Raw genomic sequence first — 18283 nt, 5'->3', positions numbered from 1 at the left:
GCCGGGGGGCCGGGACACGAGGAGAGGCAGCACGATGACCGCATACGACGAGGCCGTCCAGCGCTACTTCGCCGCTTGGAACGCGGCCACCGACGAGGAGTTGGCGAAGGCCGTGGCGGCCGCCTTCACCGAGGACGCCACCTACACCGACCCGCTGGCCGATGTACGCGGCCACGAGGAGCTCGCGGCCACGATCGACGGCGCCCATCAGCAGTTCCCCGGCTTCGAGTTCCGGCTCGCCGGCACGCCGGACGGGCACCACGACATCGTGCGCTTCGGCTGGGAGCTGGTCTCCACCGCCGACGGCTCGGCGCCGGTCGCCGGTTCCGACGTGATCGCCCTCGCCGGTGACGGGCGCATCACCTCGGTCAGCGGCTTCCTCGACCGGGTGCCCGGCGCCTGAGCGTCAGGCCGGCTCGTCGAGGAACCTGCCGCCCTCCAGGAGGGTCTTGAGCGTCGAGAGGATCATGATCCAGCCGCCGCTCACGCCCTCCAGCATCCTGCTGTCGGGGCTGTCGAACCCGTCGTGGGTGAGGGTCAGTTTGATGCCCATCTCGGGTTCCTCGGCCGGCTCGATGTCGAAGGCGACCTTCGACCGCTCCCGCACCGCCCGGTCCCACTCCTCGTCCGAGGCGAAGTCGAACATCTGGCGGTGCATGGGCTGGAGGGTGTGCCAGGTGTACGCGAGCCGCTTGCCGGGGGCCGCTTCCAGGACCCGCTGACCGACCTCTTCGAACTCGCCGTCCGGGTCCATCTTCCAGCGGACCGGCGCCCCGGTCTCCCAGCTCGACTCGGGGCCGTAACCGCCCATGTAGATCTTGATCGATCCGGGGTCGGTCAGCGCCTGGTAGAGCTTCTCGGCGGTGGTCTGGATGTAGATGACGTAGACGAACTCGGGCTTGCCCATGACCGTTCCTTCCGGAGTCCCCCTCCCGGCCTCCACCGTAGGCAGCCCGGCACCGGCCCGTCGAACGGAGCGGCGCCCCGTGGGCCCGGACGGACTACGGGGTGTCGGCGAGGTCCCGGCCGGCCGGGGTGCGCGAGCCGCGTGCCTGCGCCGGGAGCGCGGCGAGACCGGGGGCCGGCTCCAGCGGACGGTCGGTGAAGAAGCGGGCCGCGAGGTCGGCGACGTCGTCCGGACGCTCCAGGACCACCCAGTGGTCGGACTCCCCGATCGTGACGAACCTGCTGTCCTCGATCGTCGCGGCGAAGGTGCGCTGCCGCTCCGGCGAGGTCACGGTGTCGTGCTCACCCGCGAAGACCAGGGCCGGTACACCGGTCAGCCCACCGGAGAAGTCCGGGCGGTGCCCCAGCGCCCGGTGCAGCGACAGTGCGGCGTGCGGGGAGTGGGTGAGGGCGTACAGGAACGAACGCCTCACATAGCGTCGCGCCAACTCGCCGCGGTGCACCTTGCGTTCGGGGTCCTGGCACATCAGCACCCCGGCGGCCAGTCCGGCCAGCCCCTCCAGGTCACCGGTCTCCAGCCGGTCGACGGCGCGGCCCCACCGGGCCCGCTGATCGTCGGTGATGTGGGCGGGCACTCCACCGAGCATCAGCCGGGCGATCCGGCCGGGATGCCGCTGTGCGCAGCCGAAGGCGATCGAGGTGCCGTAGGAGAACCCGAAGAGGTTGGCCCTCGGCACGTCCAGATCGTCGATGATCCCGGTGACGGCGGCGTGCAGGACGTCGTCACCCGCACCGGGCGGGAGCAGGTCCGCGTCGCCCATGCCGGGCAGGTCGGCGGTGACCACGGAGGTGAGCGGTCCGAGATGGTCGTCCATCTGCGGCCAGCCGTACATTCCCTGGAGCGCGCCGCCGAGGATGATGACCGGTTCGGTGCGCGGCGAGGGCTGTCTCAGGACCCGGTAGCCGTAGCGCAGCCCGTCCACCGTCAGGGTCCGGATGATCTCGTCGGCCATGGTGGTTCGCCTGCCTCTTGGGTTTCCGGGTCAGGCCCTGGTGAGAACGAGTGCGGCGTTGTGTCCGCCGAAACCGAGCGAGGTCTTGACGGCCGCGTCGAACGTTCCGGGCCGGGCCTCCTTGCTCACCACTTCGACGGGGATCGCGGGGTCCGGGGAGTCGAGGTTCGCGGTGGGCGGTACGAGCCGGTGCTCCAGCGCCAGTACGGTCAGTGCGGTCTCGATGCCGCCGGCGGCCCCCAGTGTGTGTCCGGTCATCGCCTTCGTCGAGGTGACCAGGGGGTGTTCGCCGAGGACCCGGCGCAGCATCGTTCCCTCGATGAGGTCGTTGGAGACGGTCGAGGTGCCGTGGGCGTTGACATGGCCGATGTCCCGGGCCGCGATCCGGGCGTCCGCGAGCGCGAAGCGCAGCGCCCGCTCGATGCCCAGGCCCTCGGGGTCCGGGGCGACCGCGGAGTGGGCGTCGCTGGAGGCGCCGTAGCCGGCGATGTGCGCGCGGACGGTGGCGCCGCGGGCCAGGGCGTGTTCCGGGCGCTCCAGCACCAGGAGCCCGGCACCCTCGCCGACGACGAAGCCGTCCCGGTGGATGTCGAAGGGGCGGCAGGCCGCCTCGGGGTCGTCGCGCCGGGTGGAGACGGCCTTGAGCTGGCAGGCGCTGGCGATCAGCAGCCGGGAGCAGACCGATTCGGCGCCGCCCGCGATGACGATGTCGCAGGCTCCGGTGCGGAGCATCTGATGGGCGGTGCCGATGGCGACGGTGCCGGAGGAGCAGGCCGTGGAGACTGCCTGGCTCGGGCCGAGGGCACCGAGGTCGGTGGCGACGCTGCTGGCCGCGCCGTTGACGACGGTGAGCGGGGCCAGCTTCGGGGAGACCCGGCGTGCGCCGCGTTCGGTGAGGGTGGTGTGCTGCTCGTCGTAGAAGGGCAGTCCGCCGTGGGCCGAGCCGATGACCACGGCGACCCGTCCGCCGTCCCAGACCGAGGGGTCGAGTCCGGCGTCGGCGACGGCCTCGCGGGCCGCGATGACGGCCAGTTGCGAGAAGCGGTCCATCAGCCGCGCGGTCGCCACCCCGAGCAGTGCCCGGGGGTCGAGGCCGGCGATGGTGTACATGAAGTCGCAGGGCAGGTCGTGGAGTTCGGGCCGGTGCGGCACCGACGGGGCGGTCGACGCCTCACAGACCGTGCGCCAGGTCGCTTCGGCCCCGACGCCCGCGGCGGTGACCATGCCGATGCCGGTGACGGCGGCGGCGAACGGCTCGGGGCGGTACGCGCGGCCCGTCACGCGGCTGCCTTGCGGTGCACCACGTCGACGAGCCTGCCGACGGTGTCCCGCGAGGTCAGCTCGATGTCGTCCAGGTCGACGCCCATCCGGTCCTCGATGATCAGCCGCAGTTCCTCCAACGCCAGTGAGTCGAGGCAGAGGTGACGGAGCGACACCTCGGGACGGATTTCGAGGGGATCGGTGCCGAAGTTCGCCACCAGCAAGGTGCTGATCTCTTCTGCCGTGCTCATGCGGCGCTCCTGCGTTCTCGTACGCGGTGACGCCCTGCCGCGTGAGGTGTGAGTGCCATCGGGGGACGCCGACTGGTCTCCGGAGGAACCATTTATACGCCTTCGCGAAGGTGAAGCCGATCCGCGTTCCCCCGTGCGGTGGGCTGCTGTCCAGGTGTGCGATTTCGGTGGTTCACGGCGACCGGCCGCGGGGGTCCGCGGCGGCCGTCACGATGGCGGGAGCGAACCCGGCGGGACGCCACCCTCGGCCCCCGCCGGCGGGCCTCCCGCGGCCGGTGCGCGGCCCGTACACTCCGCGATCATGACGATCGACACGACCCATGCCGACGGGCCCGCGCTCTTCCCGACGATGTCCACCATGCGCGCGATGCGCCGCCTGAAGCCGGAACCGGTGCCGGACGAGACGCTGGAGCAGCTCATACAGGCCGCCGTCTGGGGCCCCAGCGGCGGCAACATGCAGTGTTACGAGTATGTCGTGGTGACCGACCGTGAGGTGATGGCCCGTCTGGCGCCCCTGTGGAAGCGGTGCGTGGACGCCTACCTGGCGACGACCGGGAAGTACGCCCCGAAGGGCATGGACGACGCGGCGTACGGCCGGATGGTCGCCGCGATCGAGTACCAGCGCGACCACTTCGCCGATACTCCGGCGCTGATCGTGCCCTGCTACCGGTTCCCTGAGCCGCGCCTGGACGAGGAGGGGCTGCTGGCCTCCGCCCGGGCGCTCGGCCCGGCCGCGACCGAGCAGATGATGAACACGCAGACGCGCTTCCAGGCGCTCGCCGAGGGCTCGTGCGTCTATCCGGGCGTGCAGAACATCCTGCTCGCCGCGCGGGCCCTGGGGCTCGCGGCGAACATCACCATCTGGCACCTGATGCTGGAGCAGGAGTGGAAGGAGGCCCTCGGCATCCCCGAGGACATGCACACCTACGCCGCCGTTCCGGTCGGATGGCCGCAGGGCAACTTCGGTCCGGTGCGGCGCCGCCCGGTGGCCGACGTCATCCACCGCGACCGCTGGTAGGACGGACCCACCGCCGGTCCTGCCCTGCGACGGTCCATCCGTTCGCCGGGCAGGCCGCCGGGTGCCGCACCAACTCCGTTGGAGTGAACGGCAGTTGGACACGCCGGGCAAATGATTGTCATGCCCTGAACAGATGGTTACGCTGAGCGGGCTTCACGGCCCTCGGCCCACCCCACTCGGCCGGGGGCCGTCCTCCTTCCCCCCACCGAGCAGGAGCAGGTATGCCCAGCCGCGTCGCCGCCCACACAAAGGGCCGCGCATCCGTCCTGGCGGCCCTCACCGCCACCGTCCTGACCGTGACCGGCACGCCGGCCTTCGCCGCTGCGGACGACGGCCACCCGATGGACCGGGCGTTCGCCCTCGCCGCCGCGCGGTTCGACGTGCCGCGCGATCTGCTCGCCGCCGTCGGTTACGGCGAGACCCGGCTCGACGGTCACGCCGGGCGCCCCAGCCAGGCCAACGGCTTCGGTGTGATGCACCTGGTGAGCAACCCCTCGAACCGGACGCTGGAGCGGGCCGCCGCCCTCACCGGCAAGCCGCCGGCCGAGCTGCGCACCGACACCGGGGCCAACATCATGGGCGGCGCCGCGGTGCTGCGCGGCTACGCGGACAAGCTCGGCCTCGACGCCCGGGACCGCGACGACATCGACGCCTGGTACCCGGCCGTCGCCCGGTACGGCGGCGCGCGGGGCCCTGCCGCCGCCCTCTACGCCGACGCCGTCTACACCTTCCTGGCCTCCGGACTCGACGCGGTCGTCCCCGGCGGCGAGCGGATCTCGGTGACGAGCCGTCCGGTGTCCCCGCACAAGGGTGCGCTCGCCGCCTCCGGCGTACGCACCCAGAGCCCCGACTACCCGTCCGCGCTGTGGGTGCCCGCCGACCCGAACAACTTCGCGGCGGGCCGCTCGGCGAAGATCGACAAGGTGGTCGTGCACGTCACGCAGGGCTCGTACGCGGGCTCGATCAGCTGGTTCCAGAACCCGGCGGCGGAGGTGAGCGCCCACTACGTGGTGCGCTCCTCCGACGGCGAGATCACCCAGACGGTGCGCAACAGCGACACCGCCTACCACGCCAGGAGCGCCAACTCCTCGTCGCTCGGGATCGAGCACGAGGGGTTCATCGACGACCCGTCCTGGTTCACGGACACGATGTACCGCGCGTCCGCGGCCCTGACCAAGTCGCTGTGCGACCGCTACGGGATCCCCAAGGACCGGGCGCACATCATCGGGCACAGCGAGGCACCGGGCAACGACCACACCGACCCCGGGACCTACTGGGACTGGAACCGCTACATGGAGCTGGTGGGCGGAGCCGCCGGTGGCGGCCAGGGCACCGACCGGCTGAGCTTCACCTCGTACGCGACCCAGCAGAGCGGCTCGACGGGCGCCCAGGTCGAGGCGGTCCAGCAGCTGCTGAACGACCAGGGCTACTCCGCGGGGGCCGTGGACGGCAGCTTCGGGCCGGCCACGCAGACCGCGGTGACCGCGTACCAGGCGGCCCGCGGGCTGGACGCCGACGGTGTGGTGGGTGCCAGGACCTGGACCGCGCTGCTGTCGGCCGGCGCGACACCGAGCCTCCAGCAGGGCGCCTCGGGCGACGGGGTCAAGCGGCTCCAGCGCGCGCTGACCGCCGCGCTCGGCTCGACGGTGGGCGTCGACGGCAGCTTCGGTCCGGCGACCGTGACGGCGGTGCGCACCTATCAGACGGGCCGGGGACTGACGGCCGACGGCATGGTGGGTCCGGGCACCTGGACGGCGCTGCAGACGGGCCGCTGAGAACCGTCCGCGCAGGTGGGGCGGGGCGGTGCCGGTACGGTCCGCCCCGCCCCGCGCACGCCCCGGCCACCACCGCCCCGCCCCGCGCACACCCCGGCCACCACGACGGCCCCGCCCCGCCGGAGCCATGTCACGTTCGAGTAACCTGCCGGAAACCCTTGACGTTTCTCCTGGCGCGTTCTTAACCTCACTGCGTAGTTCGCATTCCTTGCAGTTCACGTGCTGCGGCGCTTTCCGCAGTGTTTTGACAGGCACAGACATAGACCACCTGTCGGTGGTTTCGTCATGCCTGTTTTTTTGTGCTCCCCGTGCCGCCGATGGGTCTTCCTCGAAGGCGGATTCATGGCACAACGTCCGAGCGTCAAAGGCGTCGCCGACGTCGTTGCGCTCATCGATGGGCTGGGAAAGATCACCGGCCGGGCGCAGGTCATCTGGTTTCTCGTGTTCGGCGGGCTGTTCCTCGATGCCTACTCGAACGCCGCGCTGAGCGCCGGTCTGGGGCCGATGACGTCCCAGATGGAGCTCACCAGCACGCAGGTCTCGATCCTCACGGCCACCGCTCCGGCCCTGGCGATCATCTTCAACCCGGTCGGCGGCTGGCTCGCCACCCGGATCGGCCGCGTTCCCCCGCTGCTCATCGCCAAGGTGTTCGCGATCGCGGGCGCCCTGCTGGCCGCCTTCGCCGGTGACTTCACCGTGGTCTGGCTCGGCCGGGTCCTGGTGGGTGTCGCCTACGGCATCGACTTCGCCGTCGCCATGGCGCTGCTGGCCGAGTACACGCCCGCGAAGCTGGGCGGCCGGCTGAACCTGTGGCAGGCGGTCTGGTACGTCGCCACCACCAGCAACCTCGCGCTCGCCCTGCTCTTCTTCAACCTGGACGTCGGCGCGGACATCTGGCGCTGGTCGGTCGGCTCGGCCGCGGTCGTCGCCGTCGCGCTGCTCATCGGGCAGTGGCTGATGCTGCGGGAGAGTCCCACCTGGCTGGCGAGCAAGGGCCGGCTGGACGAGGCCGTGGGCAACCTGGACAGGATCTACGGCATCAAGGCCGTCGCCGGGAAGCCGGACGAGGCGACCCGCGCCGCCACCGAGGCGCCCGCCATCGGCTTCCGCCAGGCCGGGGTGCTCTTCAAGGGCGAGTACCTGCCCCGGACGGTCCTCTCCTCGGTCATCTCGCTCGGGCAGTCGATGCAGTACTTCGCGGTCGGCTGGTACCTCCCGCTGATCAGCCTGACGATCTTCGGCGAGAGCTTCGAGAAGGCCACGATCGGCTCGATGGTCTTCAACGCCTTCGGTATCGCGGGCGGTCTGCTCTCCGCGTACTTCGGCCGCCGGCTCGGGCTGCGGCTCAGCTCCGCCGCCGGTTTCGCCGGGGTGTTCGTGGCGCTGCTCGCGATGGGGCTGACCTTCGAGAAGGTGCCCACGGCCGTGGCGTTCCTGCTGCCGGTGCTGTTCATCCTCTGCCACTCCGCGGGCCCCGGCGCCAACGGCAAGTCCATCGCGGCGCTCTCGTACAGCAGCGACGTCCGGGCGCTGGGCACCGGTGTCACCGGGATGGTCGGCAGCTTCGGCAGTGTCGTCGGGCTGTACGTCTTCCCGCAGATCAAGGACTCCCTCGGGCTCGCCGACACCTTCCTGGTGCTCTCCGTCGTGCCGCTGCTCGGCCTGATCACCTGTCTGGCGATCAAGTGGGACCCGACGAAGGCGGCCTCCCCCGACGAGGCCGCCGGGCAGGACCGCTCCACGCCGGCCGGCTCACCAGAATCCGCCGGGTCCATGACCGCGCGCTGACCGGCCGCCGGACCCCTCGCACCACACGATGGTCCCCTCCCCTCCCTGTTTCCCGCACGGCTCGCTCGCGATGCTCGCAATGAAAGGGCTGCAATGACGCAGACGTTCCCCGGCGCCGCCGCACGGCGCGGTGTGCTGTCCATCGACGAGGGCACCACGGGCACCCGGGCCGGAGTCGTCCTCGACTCCGGCGCCGCCCACGAGGTGTTCTACCGCTCGATCAAGGTCAGCCATCCGGACGACCTCTCGGTCGAGCAGGACCCGATGGAGATCTGGGCCGCCACCGTCGAGGTGGCGCGCCGGGCCGTCGGCCGGGCCCGCGAGGAGGGCATCGGGATCACCGCGGTGGCACTGTCCACCCAGCGGGCGACCGCGATGCTGTGGGACCGGGTGACCGGGCGGCCGCTGCTGCCCGCGGTGGTGTGGCAGGACCGGCGGTACGCGGCCGACCTCACCTCGTACGAGGCGGAGTGGGACGCCGCCCTGCTGGCCCGGCAGGGCCGGCCGGTCGGCGCCCGCGCACCCTTCCTCTGGGCCGCCCGGCAGATCGCCGCGCACCCGGAGGTGGCCGCCGCGCACCGGGAGGGACGGCTGCTCTTCGGTACCGTCGACACCTGGTTGATCTGGCGCCTCACCGGCGGCGCCGTGCACGCCACGACGCCGACGAACGCCGCCTCCACCGGTGGTTATCTGCTCCAGCGGCACGCCTGGGACGAGGAGTGGATCGGCCACCTCGGCTTCCCCCTCGATCTGCTTCCGGAGCTCCGCTCCGACGACGCCGGATTCGGCACCACCGACCCGGCCGCCCTCGGCATCGCCGTCCCGCTGGCCGCCTCCATGGGCGACCAGCACGCCGCACTCGTCGCGCTCGGCGGCCTCGCCGCCGGGCAGGGCATGTGCGTCTACGGGACCGGCGCCTTCGTCGACGCGGCGACCGGCACCACGCCCGCCCTGCCCCGGCCGGACATCTCCGGGGTGCTCGCCCAGCCCGGCCGGCGGCAGGGCGACACCAGCCACTACAGCCTGGAGGCGTACACCTCCACGGCGGGTTCGGCGCTGAACTGGCTCTGCGACGACCTGGGCCTGTTCGCGTCGCCGAAGGAGCTCGGTGAGGAGGCGGGCCGGGTCCCCACCCGGCCGGGCCGCACCCCGCGTTTCGTCCCGGCTCTCGCCGGGGTCCGTACGCCGGTCTGGCACCCGGAGGCCACCGCCGCCCTCACCGGGCTCACCCTCGCCACCACCCGCGCCGACCTCGCCCGTGCCGTGCTCGACGGGATCGCGCACTCGGTGTGCGACCTGATCGACGGCGTCGCCGACACCATGGGCACCCCGTTCACCCGGCTCCGGGTCGGCGGCGGGGTCTCCGGCAGCGACCCGCTCATGCAGACCCAGGCCGACCTGACCGGCCTGCCGCTGGAGCGGGTCTCCGACTCCGCGACCGCCAGCCTGCGGGGCACCGCGTATCTCGCCGGTGTCGCGCAGGGCCTGTGGTCCTCGCTCGAAGAGGTCGTCGAGGCCCAGCCGCTCGGCCGGATCTTCGAACCCGCGATCGCCTCCGCCGAACGCACCGCCCAGCGGTCCGCCTGGCGCGACGTGCTGATCGCCCACCTCGGCGACCCCGCCCTGCTCCCCCTGAAGGCCCCCGAACCTCACACCCCCCACTGACGGCCCCCGACCGTCACCCGGCGGCCGGTACCGACCACGCGGCCGCCGCACCGAAACACCAGGAGTTGATGTTGTGATCACCATGCCCGCCCGGAAGCCGCGGCGCAGCGCCGCGGCGACCCGCCGAACGCCCCTGCTGCTCGACCGGGCGGCCCTCAAGCGCCGGCTGGCCGACGACACGTACGACGTGCTCGTCATCGGCGGCGGCATCACCGGGGCGTACGCCGTGCTCGACGCGGCCTCGCGCGGGCTGCGCGCGGCGCTGGTCGAGAAGGACGACTTCGCCTCCGGGACGTCGTCGAAGTCCTCGAAGATGGTGCACGGCGGCCTGCGCTACATCGAGCAGGGCAACGTCAACCTGGTCCGCCATTCGCTCCTGGAGCGGCACCGCTTCCGCAAGAACGCCCCGCACCTGGTGCACCGGCTGCCGTTCCTCTTCCCGATCCTGGAGAAGGAGGGCATCTTCGACGCCCGCCTGGCCAAGGGTTTCGAGGGACTGCTGTGGACGTACGACCTGGTCGGCGGCTGGCGGATCGGGAAGCTGCACCAGCGGCTCACCGTTCCCGAGGTCCTCGCGCAGGCGCCGACGCTGCGCGCGGAGAACCTCAAGGGCGGGCTGATGTACTTCGACGCCCGCACCGATGACGCCCGTCTCGTCCTCACCATCGTCCGGACCGCCGCCGCGCTCGGTGCGACGATCCTCAACGGGGCCAGGGCCGAGGGTCTGCTGATGCAGATGGGGAAGGTGTCCGGTGCCCGGGTGTCGGCGGACGGCGACAGCCTCGACATCCGTGCGCGGGCCGTCGTCAACGCCACCGGCGTGTGGACCGACGAGCTCGACGCGAAGGCGGACGACGGCCACCGGCCGCAGGTCCGGCCCGCCAAGGGCGTCCACATCGTGGTGCCGTGGGACAAGGTGCGGATCAACTGCACGGTCACCGTGCCGATTCCCGGCCGGGCCCGCCGCGCCACCTGCACCCGCTGGGGCAACAGCGTCGTGCTCGGCACCACCGACGAGGACTACCAGGGCTCCCCCGACGATGTGCACTGCACCCGCGAGGAGATGGACTTCCTGCTGGAGGGCGCCAACACCGCCTTCGAGGGGAAGCTCACCCCGGACGACGTGGTCGGCTCCATCGGCGGTCTGCGCCCGCTGGTCGGCGGCAAGGAGGGCGCGACCCTCGACATGCGCCGCGACCACCACATCACCGTGGGCCGCACCGGCATGGTGACGGTGACCGGCGGCAAGCTCACCACCAGCCGGCACATGGGCGAACTCGTCATCGACAAGGTGATGACGGTCCTCGGCCGCAGGGCGAAGAGCCGCACCACCGATCTGCCGCTGCTCGGCGGCGCCGGATACGACGCCGAGGCCGTCGCGGCCTCCGGCGGCATCGCCGCCCACCTCGGCGAGCGCTTCGGCACCGAGGCCCGCTTCGTCGGCGACCTGATCCAGGACGACCCGTCGCTGGCCGAGCCGATCGTCGCGGGACTCCCGTACACCAGGGCCGAGGTCGTCTACGCGGCCCGCGCCGAACTGGCCCGCTCGGTCGACGACGTGCTCTCGCGCCGGATGCGCGCCCGGCTGTTCGCCCGGGACGCGTCCGCCGAGGCCGCCGGGGCCGTGGGCGCGATCCTCGGCCGGGAACTGAACCTCTCGGAGGCCGAGGTGGAGCGTTCGGTCTCCGAGTACCTCGCAGCCGTCCGTCACGAAAAGTCCGTACTCCTCGAAGGGGCAGCAGCATGATCAGCCGTCAGACCATCACCCACCCGTTCAACCGGGGCAACTACACGATCGGCGCCCCCAGTTTCGCCAAGTGGGCGCAGAACACGCCGATCGGGGACGGCGAGGCCGCCCTCCAGGTGGACCCGGTCGAGGTCCCCGAGACCGTGATCGAGGCGCTGCGCGAGGCCGCGCACGCCGTGCACACCGCCCGCGAGGAGGTCGTCACCCGGACCCGTGACTGGTGGGCCGGCTCGATGATCGGCGAGACCGAGGGCCGTCCCGCGACGCCGGACGCCGTGATCGTCGAGGCGGCCGACGCCGACCAGGTCGCGGCCGTGCTGCGGATCTGCCACGAGGCGGGCATCCCGGTCACCCCGTCGGCCGGCCGCTCCAACGTCACGGGCGCCGCGCTGCCCGTCTTCGGCGGTGTCGTCCTGGACGTCTGCGGGCTGAACGAGATCACCGGCTTCGACGCCGAGTCGAACATCGTGGACGTCCAGGCCGGCATGTTCGGGGACCTCTTCGAGAAGCGGCTCCAGGAGGAGTACGGGGTCACCACCGGCCACTGGCCGTCCGCGTTCGCCGTGTCCACGGTCGGCGGCTGGATCGCCTGCCGCGGCGCCGGTCAGCTCTCCACCCGGTACGGCAAGATCGAGGACATGGTCGTCGGCGTGGACGTCGTGCACGCGGACGGCACCCGTGCCACCTACGGCGACTACGCCCGTGCCGCGGTCGGCCCGGACCTGCGCCAGCTGTTCGTCGGTTCCGAGGGCACCCTCGGCGTCATCGTCTCGGCCCGGCTGCGGGTCCACCCGCTGCCCGAGTACGCCGACGCCGTCGCGTACGGCTTCAAGACCTTCGCGGAGGGCCTGGACGCCTGCCGACGGATCATGCAGCGCGGCGCCACCCCGGCCGTACTGCGGCTGTACGACGCCCTGGAGTCGGGCACCCACTTCGGGCACCCGGAGACCAACCTGTTGCTCGTCGCCGACGAGGGCGACCCGGCCATCGTGGACGCGTCGATCAAGGTGGCCAAGGAGGTCTGCGAGGCGTACGGCCCCGAGCTGGACAGCAAGGCGGTCTTCGAGCGCTGGCTGGACGAGCGGATGCTGGTCGGCAAGTCCGCCGACGGCTTCAGGCCCGGCCCCGGTTTCGTCGCCGACACGCTGGAGATGGCCGCGTCCTGGACCGACCTGCCGGTGATCTACGACGAGGTGGTCGCCGCGATCCAGTCGGTGCCCGGCACCCTGGCCGCCTCGGCGCACCAGTCCCACGCGTACACGGACGGCGCCTGCGTGTACTTCTCGCTGCGCGGCGACGTGGCACCCGAGTCGCGCCGCGACTGGTACCGCTCGGTGTGGGACGCCGCCAACGCCGTACTGATCGAGCACGCGGCCGCGCTCAGCCACCACCACGGCTGCGGTCTGCTGCGCGGCCCCTACCTGGAGGAATCCCTCGGGGCGGGCTTCGCGACGTTCGTCGCGGTGAAGAAGGCCCTGGACCCGGCCGGCATTCTCAACCCTGGCAAACTGGGCCTTCCCAGCCGATTCGGTACGTCTCCGCTGAACTGACCGCAGGATCTCAGCAGCCACGAACCCCCTTCCCCCAGGCAGGTCCTCGCCATGCCCCCTTCCTCCTCCCGGTCCGGTGCCCCGCTCGACCCCCGGCTCACCGCGGCGTTCGCCGAGGTGCCGGTCGTCGCGTCGGTCGTCGGCACCCAGCCGCTGCGGCAGTTCCTGACCGCACCGGCCAAGGTGTGCATCCTCGCCTCGTTCGCCGTGGGGCAGTTGCCCCAGGTCGTGCCGGCGCTGGGCCGGGCGGGGAAGACCGTGTTCGTGAACGTGGACAGCAGCCCCGGTCTGGCTCAGGACCGGGGCGCGCTGGAGTTCATCAAGAACATGGGCGCGCACGGCGTGGTCAGCACCCGGCTCTCCCTCATAGAGAAGGGCCGCCCGCTCGGCCTGCTGACGATGATGAAGGTGTTCGTCACCGACCGGTCCAATCTGCGCCGCTCCACGGACGCGATCTCGCGCGGGGCGCCGGACCTGGTCGAGATCATGCCCGCCCCGATCGTCGCCCGGATGAGCGCGCAGGCACAGCGCGCGATGTCCCCGTCGGTGGCCGCGGGCTTCGTGGAGTCCGCCGCGGACGTCGCGCTCGCACTGGCCCTCGGGTCGGCCGCCGCCGCCACGTCCGACCCCCGCCTCTGGCATCTGCGCCGCGACCAGCTGCCGCCGGTCCCGCCCGCCGCGCTGAAGAGGCCCGCCCCACCCCAGGAGTAACCCCCATGACATACGTGGTCGTAGCCCGCTACCGCACCAAGGAGGGCGAGGAGAGCACCGTTCTCCCGCTGCTCGACACGATGGCCGCCGCCTCCCGCGCGGAGCCCGGCAATCTCGCCTACCGGGTCCACCAGGGCACCGAGGACCCGCGCGCGATCGTGCTGTACGAGGAGTACGCCTCCGAGGCCGACTTCACCGCGCACTGTGCCACCCCGCACTTCCAGGAGATCGTGCTCGGCAGGGTCGTCCCGCTGCTGGAGAGCCGTGACGTGCTGCGCTGCGCCCCGCGTCCGGAGGCGGTCGCGTGAAGACCCGTGCGGTGGTGCTGCGCGGAACGTCGACGGCCCGCCCGTATTCCGATTCGCGTCCGGTCGAGGTGGAGGAACTGGAGCTGGGCGCCCCGCGCGAGGGCGAGGTACTGGTCCGCGTCGCGGCCGCCTCGCTCTGCCACTCGGACCTCTCGGTGGTCAACGGCGACCGGGTCCGTCCGCTGCCGATGGCGCTGGGCCACGAGGCGGTGGGCGTCGTCCAGGACACCGGTCCGGGCGTCGGCCGGGTCTCGCCCGGTGACCATGTGGCGCTGGTCTTCGTACCGAGCTGCGGCTTCTGCGGCGACTGCGCGGCGGGCCGGCCGGCCCTGTGCGCCCAGGCCGCGGCGGCGAACGGTTCCGGTGCGCTGCTGCACGGCCCCTCGCTGCTGACCGACGCCTCCGGCGCCCCGGTCCATCACCAGCTGGGCGTCTCGGCGTTCTCCGAACACGCGGTGCTGGCCCAGGAGTCGGTGGTACCGATCCCCAAGGACATCCCGTTCGCCGTCGCCTCGATGTTCGGCTGCGCGGTCCTGACGGGCGCGGGCGCGGTCATCAACACGGCGGCCCTGCGTCCGGGGCAGTCGGCGGTGGTCTACGGCCTGGGCGGGGTGGGCCTGTCCGCGGTGCTCGGCGCCCGTGCGGCCGGCGCGTATCCGGTCGTCGCGGTCGATCCGGTCCGGGAGAAGCGCGAGCTGGCGCTCCGGATGGGTGCCTCACATGCCTACGCCCCTGACGACGCGGTGCGACAGATCCGTGAACTCACCTCCGGCGGCGCCGAGTTGGCGGTGGAGGCGGTGGGCAGTCCCAAGGTAATGGCCGAGTGCCTGAGCGCCGTGGCCCGGGGCGGCAGGGTCGTCTCGGTGGGCCTGCCCGCCCCCGGCCGGGTGCTGGAGGTCCCGGCCCTGGCGTTCGCGGGCGAGGGCAAGTCCCTGCTGGGCTCGTACATGGGCGACGCGGTGCCGCGCCGCGACATCCCGAGGTTCCTGGAGCTGTGGCGGGCGGGCCTGATGCCGGTGGAACTGATGCACACCGGCACGCTGCCGCTGTCCGACATCAACACGGCGCTGGAGGAGCTGGCCTCCGGCCGGGCGATCCGTCAGGTCATCGACACCTCGGGCATGCTGAACGGCTGACGCCCGGACCGTGCCGCGGACGGCGGCGCCCCTCGGACGAGCAGGGGCGCCGCCGTCCGTGTCCGTCACGTGCCGGATCCCTCCGCCTCCGGTGCGCCGGCGGGTGTGAAGTGCAGGGTGATACGACGCCGGCAGATGCGCCAGCCCCGCTCGCCCCGCACGACCACGTCCTCGTAGGTCACGCTCCCGGACTCGCCGTCCGCGCCGACACCGATCCCCTTGGACCGTGCGTGGACCCGGCCGTCCCCGGCCTCGGTGAGGACGATGTTGCTGACGTGGTGGCCGACGGGGGCGCCCGGCGTGCCCGCACGTGCCCGTGCCATGTCCCGGAAGGCGGCCAGCCCGCGCAGCTCTCCATGGCCGAGGTTCGAGGTTTCGTAGACGATGTCGTCGGTGAACAGCTCGTCCAACCGGTCAAGTTCGTCGTTGTCGACCAAGTGCCCGTGTAGGGCGAGCAGTTCGGAGATGTCCAGCCGGTCCTCGACACTGAGCGTCATTGCCGGTCCTTTCATGAGATCTCGCGATGGTGCGGCCGTTATACGGGGAGAGAGCCCCGGTCCACGCGGCACAGCACCGGTCGCACACCGTCCCGCCCCGGCGAGTTCATTCCGCTGGAGCAACCTCGCGGCGGCCGTAGCGGAGCAGCACGACCCCGCTGCCGAACTCCCGGGTCTCCGTCGGACGGAGCGCGGTCCGGTGCGCCAAGGCCGGGAACAGGGGTTTGCCCCGGCCGATGAGGACCGGATGGACGTAGACGCGGTACTCGTCGACCAGGTCGAGCCGCATGAAGGTCGCGGCGAGATCGGCGCCCCCCAGGCACAGGTCCCCGCCGGGCTGCGCCTTCAGGGCCCGGATCTCCTCCGCGTCGACCTCCCGTTTGATCGTGGCGTTCGGGCCGGCGTGTTCCAGGGTCCGGGAGAACACGATCTTGGGCATGTCCCGCCAGATCCCGGCGAACTCCGCCACGGTTTCGGTGGCGGAGGGATCGGAGTCGGCGGTCGGCCAGAAATCCTCCATGAGCCGATAGGTCACCCGGCCTTCGAGGAAGCCGCCCATGGTCCCGAGCAGCTCGTTGAAGTGACGGTGCAGTTCGTCGTCGACCAGGTGCCAGTCGATCTCTCGGTCCGGCCCTTCCATGAAGCCGTCAAGGGACACCGAACTCATCAGGACGATCTTCCTCATCGCGGTCCTCTCCCGCCGGAGGCGTGGTGCCGCACGGTTGCCCGGCACCCCGGTAGTTGACACCTCCGCCACGCGCCCGGCAACGAGTGACACGCTTCGGCGGGCGCGGTCCGCGCCGGGTACGGCATACGGTGATGCCCCGGAGCGATCCGGAGGAACGAGGTTGCGCGTGAGAGTCGGTACGGCCCGATCGGCCGCGGTCCAGTGGGTCGCCGAGCACGCCCGGCCCGAAGCCGGCTTCCGAGGTGCCTATTTCAGCGGCTCCACGGTGGGGCTGCCGGACGACGCCGAGCTGTCCCCGTTCTCGGACGTGGACGTGGTGGTCGTCACCGCCGCGCCGGGTCCGCCGGCCGGGCCCGGAAAGTTCCGCTTCCGGGGTGCGCTGCTGGAGGTCAGTCATCTGCCGTGGGAGGAACTCGCCCCGGTGGACGTGGTGCTCTCCTCGTACCACCTCGCGGGAAGCTTCCGCCGGGACACGGTCATCGACGACCCGACGGGCCGGCTGCGCGGGCTGCGGGCGGACGTGTCGCGCCGGTTCGCCGAGCGGCGCTGGGTGCGCCGCAGATGCCAGGACGCCGAACGCCGGATCGAGACCCGCCTGGCCGCCTTCGACGCCTCGGCGCCCTTCCACGAGCAGGTGACGTCCTGGCTGTTCCCGACCGGGGTCACCACCCATGTCCTGCTGGTCGCCGCACTGCGCAACCCCACGGTCCGCCTGCGGTACCCGGCGGCGCGGGAGGTCCTCGACACGTACGGGCAGGCGCATCTGTACCCGGAGCTGCTGGAGCTCCTGGGGTGCGCACGGCTGCCGGCCGCCAGGACGGGGCACCACCTGGACGAGCTGGCCCGCACCTTCGACGCCACGGCGGCGGTCGCCCGTACGCCGTTCTTCTTCAGCGGCGACATCACGCCCGGGGCCCGGCCGGTCGCGATCGACGGCAGCCGGCATCTCGTCGAGCGGGGCGACCATCGCGAAGCGGTGTTCTGGATCATCGCCACCTTCGCGCGATGTCACACCGTACTGGCCGCGGACGCCCCCGGACTGCACCAGGCACGCCTCCCGGCCTTCCTGGAGGCGGTCGCCGACCTCGGAATCACATCCGCCGACGACCTCGTCCGCCGGGGCGAGGAGGTCATCGCCTTCCTCCCCGCTCTCCGGCGGGCCGCCGAAGAGATCATGGCGGCCTGCACCGACGTCACCGGCCGACCCGGGCGGGGGCGCCGGGCGCCGGCCTGATCAGTAGTGGCCGGTCCGGCCGTCCAGGAGCTCCCTGATGGCGTCCAGGTGGCCCGCGTGCCGGGCGGTCTCCTCGATCATGTGGAACATGATCCAGCGCAGGCTCGCGCCCGACGCGTCGAAGTCCGGGTGCCGGCCCACGTCGTCGAGCGACCGTCCGTCGAAGATCCCGTTCGACACCGCGACCTGCCGGTCGTAGTCGTCGAGGAGCTTCGCGAGCGGAACGCCCTCGACCCTCATGTCGGAGTCATCCGGTTCGTCGAACACCGGCCCCACGGCCGGGCGGCCCAGCAGGACGACCTCGAACCAGAGGTGCTCGGCCCAGCGAAGGTGTGACATGACACCCGCCACCGTCATGAGCGGGGAGGACGGCAGAACGGCGCGGTGCGCGTCCGCCTCCGACAGTTCCTCGCACTTCCAGCGGGCGGTGGCCCGCTGTGTGTCGAGCCAGCCGACGAGCTGGGTCCGCTCGTCCGCCTCGAAGTCCGGGCGCGTGCGGGAGGGGTACGAGGAGGGCGGCATGGACGTCGATGCTACCCGCGCCGATGTCACACCTCACCTCACCCGTCGGCGGATGCGACCGCCGAACTCCCCTCGTCCCGGCCCTGTCGTCCTGGTACCTTGGCCGCCATGTTCCTCTCCCGTGCGTAGGACCCCGCTCCGACCGCACCCCTGCTTCCGCCGGGTGCGGCACTCCGGTGTCCCCGCATGCCCGCAGCGCCCTCTGCCGCGCTGC

The 18283-nt window shown here is 72.0% G+C and carries 18 protein-coding genes; 11 read left to right on the top strand and 7 right to left on the bottom strand.

Translation table 11 applies throughout. From position 1 onward, the window contains the following. The first annotated feature begins 34 nt into the window (after positions 1 to 34). Positions 35 to 403 (top strand): nuclear transport factor 2 family protein, encoded by a 369-nt coding sequence (locus ACGF8B_RS09220; protein ID WP_392736226.1) that lies wholly within the window; start codon positions 35 to 37, stop codon positions 401 to 403. Positions 404 to 406: 3 nt separating this feature from the next. Here ACGF8B_RS09220 and ACGF8B_RS09215 read toward each other — a convergent pair whose 3' ends face one another. The 4 genes from ACGF8B_RS09215 to ACGF8B_RS09200 all read right to left on the bottom strand — a co-directional run bounded on the left by ACGF8B_RS09215 (position 407) and on the right by ACGF8B_RS09200 (position 3430). Then, positions 407 to 907: an SRPBCC family protein gene (locus ACGF8B_RS09215; protein WP_392736224.1), complete on the bottom strand. Its 501-nt coding sequence runs from the start codon at positions 905 to 907 to the stop codon at positions 407 to 409. A 94-nt stretch (positions 908 to 1001) separates the two neighbouring features. Continuing rightward, positions 1002 to 1919, bottom strand: a complete 918-nt coding sequence (locus ACGF8B_RS09210; protein WP_392736222.1) for an alpha/beta fold hydrolase — start codon at positions 1917 to 1919, stop codon at positions 1002 to 1004. A gap of 30 nt (positions 1920 to 1949) precedes the next feature. Then, a complete protein-coding gene (locus ACGF8B_RS09205; RefSeq protein ID WP_392736220.1) occupies positions 1950 to 3200 on the bottom strand; it encodes a beta-ketoacyl-[acyl-carrier-protein] synthase family protein in 1251 nt (416 codons plus the stop codon). Next, entirely contained in the window at positions 3197 to 3430 is a 234-nt protein-coding gene (locus ACGF8B_RS09200) for an acyl carrier protein (RefSeq protein WP_392736218.1), read from the bottom strand. The genes ACGF8B_RS09205 and ACGF8B_RS09200 overlap by 4 nt, the downstream gene beginning before the upstream one ends. Positions 3431 to 3731: 301 nt before the next feature. Between ACGF8B_RS09200 and ACGF8B_RS09195 the strand changes: the two genes are divergently transcribed. From ACGF8B_RS09195 to ACGF8B_RS09155, 9 genes are all read left to right on the top strand, one after another. Next, positions 3732 to 4448, top strand: a complete 717-nt coding sequence (locus ACGF8B_RS09195; RefSeq protein WP_392736217.1) for a nitroreductase family protein — start codon at positions 3732 to 3734, stop codon at positions 4446 to 4448. A 221-nt stretch (positions 4449 to 4669) separates the two neighbouring features. Next, positions 4670 to 6223: an N-acetylmuramoyl-L-alanine amidase gene (locus tag ACGF8B_RS09190; protein WP_392736215.1), complete on the top strand. Its 1554-nt coding sequence runs from the start codon at positions 4670 to 4672 to the stop codon at positions 6221 to 6223. Positions 6224 to 6565: 342 nt separating this feature from the next. Continuing rightward, positions 6566 to 8011 (top strand): MFS transporter, encoded by a 1446-nt coding sequence (locus ACGF8B_RS09185; RefSeq protein ID WP_392736213.1) that lies wholly within the window; start codon positions 6566 to 6568, stop codon positions 8009 to 8011. A gap of 93 nt (positions 8012 to 8104) precedes the next feature. Then, positions 8105 to 9676 carry an FGGY family carbohydrate kinase gene (locus tag ACGF8B_RS09180; RefSeq protein WP_392736211.1) on the top strand — a complete coding sequence of 524 codons (1572 nt, stop codon included), beginning with the start codon at positions 8105 to 8107 and terminating at the stop codon, positions 9674 to 9676. Between the two features lie 73 nt (positions 9677 to 9749). Further along, positions 9750 to 11423, top strand: a complete 1674-nt coding sequence (locus tag ACGF8B_RS09175; protein WP_392736210.1) for an FAD-dependent oxidoreductase — start codon at positions 9750 to 9752, stop codon at positions 11421 to 11423. Next, positions 11420 to 12973 (top strand): FAD-binding oxidoreductase, encoded by a 1554-nt coding sequence (locus ACGF8B_RS09170; protein WP_392736208.1) that lies wholly within the window; start codon positions 11420 to 11422, stop codon positions 12971 to 12973. The genes ACGF8B_RS09175 and ACGF8B_RS09170 overlap by 4 nt, the downstream gene beginning before the upstream one ends. Before the next feature lie 51 nt (positions 12974 to 13024). Then, positions 13025 to 13684, top strand: a complete 660-nt coding sequence (locus tag ACGF8B_RS09165; protein WP_392736207.1) for a glycerol-3-phosphate responsive antiterminator — start codon at positions 13025 to 13027, stop codon at positions 13682 to 13684. A 5-nt stretch (positions 13685 to 13689) separates the two neighbouring features. Then, positions 13690 to 13992, top strand: coding sequence for a putative quinol monooxygenase (locus tag ACGF8B_RS09160; protein WP_392736205.1), 303 nt, complete (start codon positions 13690 to 13692; stop codon positions 13990 to 13992). Continuing rightward, complete coding sequence (locus tag ACGF8B_RS09155) at positions 13989 to 15128, top strand: zinc-binding dehydrogenase (protein WP_392736203.1); 1140 nt, start codon at positions 13989 to 13991, stop codon at positions 15126 to 15128. Before ACGF8B_RS09160 ends, ACGF8B_RS09155 begins: the two co-directional genes overlap by 4 nt. A 65-nt stretch (positions 15129 to 15193) precedes the next feature. Here ACGF8B_RS09155 and ACGF8B_RS09150 read toward each other — a convergent pair whose 3' ends face one another. Both ACGF8B_RS09150 and ACGF8B_RS09145 read right to left on the bottom strand, forming a co-directional pair. Next, positions 15194 to 15625 (bottom strand): nuclear transport factor 2 family protein, encoded by a 432-nt coding sequence (locus ACGF8B_RS09150; protein WP_392736201.1) that lies wholly within the window; start codon positions 15623 to 15625, stop codon positions 15194 to 15196. A 106-nt stretch (positions 15626 to 15731) separates the two neighbouring features. Continuing rightward, entirely contained in the window at positions 15732 to 16310 is a 579-nt protein-coding gene (locus ACGF8B_RS09145; protein WP_392736200.1) for a dihydrofolate reductase family protein, read from the bottom strand. Between the two features lie 169 nt (positions 16311 to 16479). Between ACGF8B_RS09145 and ACGF8B_RS09140 the strand changes: the two genes are divergently transcribed. Further along, the gene (locus tag ACGF8B_RS09140; protein WP_392736198.1) at positions 16480 to 17547 is read left to right on the top strand and encodes a hypothetical protein; all 1068 of its coding nucleotides are present in this window, start codon (positions 16480 to 16482) and stop codon (positions 17545 to 17547) included. On the opposite strand, the gene ACGF8B_RS09135 is transcribed toward ACGF8B_RS09140, so the two are convergent. Next, the gene (locus ACGF8B_RS09135) at positions 17548 to 18069 is read right to left on the bottom strand and encodes a DinB family protein (RefSeq protein ID WP_392736196.1); all 522 of its coding nucleotides are present in this window, start codon (positions 18067 to 18069) and stop codon (positions 17548 to 17550) included. It lies immediately after the preceding gene. Between the last annotated feature and the right edge of the window lie 214 nt (positions 18070 to 18283).

Source organism: Streptomyces sp. NPDC047917 (genome assembly GCF_043204345.1).
Classification (GTDB): Bacteria; Actinomycetota; Actinomycetes; order Streptomycetales; family Streptomycetaceae; genus Streptomyces; species Streptomyces sanglieri.
Note: the sequence above shows the minus strand (reverse complement) of the source record. Positions and strands in the feature narration are given on the sequence as shown.

Excerpts from the sequence above, each read along its gene's own strand:
- ACGF8B_RS09200 (WP_392736218.1), bottom strand. The coding sequence starts at position 3,430 with ATGAGCACGGCAGAAGAGATCAGCACCTTGCTGGTGGCGAACTTCGGC.
- ACGF8B_RS09220 (WP_392736226.1), top strand. The coding sequence starts at position 35 with ATGACCGCATACGACGAGGCCGTCCAGCGCTACTTCGCCGCTTGGAAC.
- ACGF8B_RS09160 (WP_392736205.1), top strand. The coding sequence starts at position 13,690 with ATGACATACGTGGTCGTAGCCCGCTACCGCACCAAGGAGGGCGAGGAG.
- ACGF8B_RS09180 (WP_392736211.1), top strand. The coding sequence starts at position 8,105 with ATGACGCAGACGTTCCCCGGCGCCGCCGCACGGCGCGGTGTGCTGTCC.
- ACGF8B_RS09165 (WP_392736207.1), top strand. The coding sequence starts at position 13,025 with ATGCCCCCTTCCTCCTCCCGGTCCGGTGCCCCGCTCGACCCCCGGCTC.
- ACGF8B_RS09185 (WP_392736213.1), top strand. The coding sequence starts at position 6,566 with ATGGCACAACGTCCGAGCGTCAAAGGCGTCGCCGACGTCGTTGCGCTC.
- ACGF8B_RS09190 (WP_392736215.1), top strand. The coding sequence starts at position 4,670 with ATGCCCAGCCGCGTCGCCGCCCACACAAAGGGCCGCGCATCCGTCCTG.
- ACGF8B_RS09215 (WP_392736224.1), bottom strand. The coding sequence starts at position 907 with ATGGGCAAGCCCGAGTTCGTCTACGTCATCTACATCCAGACCACCGCC.
- ACGF8B_RS09195 (WP_392736217.1), top strand. The coding sequence starts at position 3,732 with ATGACGATCGACACGACCCATGCCGACGGGCCCGCGCTCTTCCCGACG.
- ACGF8B_RS09170 (WP_392736208.1), top strand. The coding sequence starts at position 11,420 with ATGATCAGCCGTCAGACCATCACCCACCCGTTCAACCGGGGCAACTAC.
- ACGF8B_RS09145 (WP_392736200.1), bottom strand. The coding sequence starts at position 16,310 with ATGAGGAAGATCGTCCTGATGAGTTCGGTGTCCCTTGACGGCTTCATG.
- ACGF8B_RS09210 (WP_392736222.1), bottom strand. The coding sequence starts at position 1,919 with ATGGCCGACGAGATCATCCGGACCCTGACGGTGGACGGGCTGCGCTAC.
- ACGF8B_RS09135 (WP_392736196.1), bottom strand. The coding sequence starts at position 18,069 with ATGCCGCCCTCCTCGTACCCCTCCCGCACGCGCCCGGACTTCGAGGCG.
- ACGF8B_RS09150 (WP_392736201.1), bottom strand. The coding sequence starts at position 15,625 with ATGACGCTCAGTGTCGAGGACCGGCTGGACATCTCCGAACTGCTCGCC.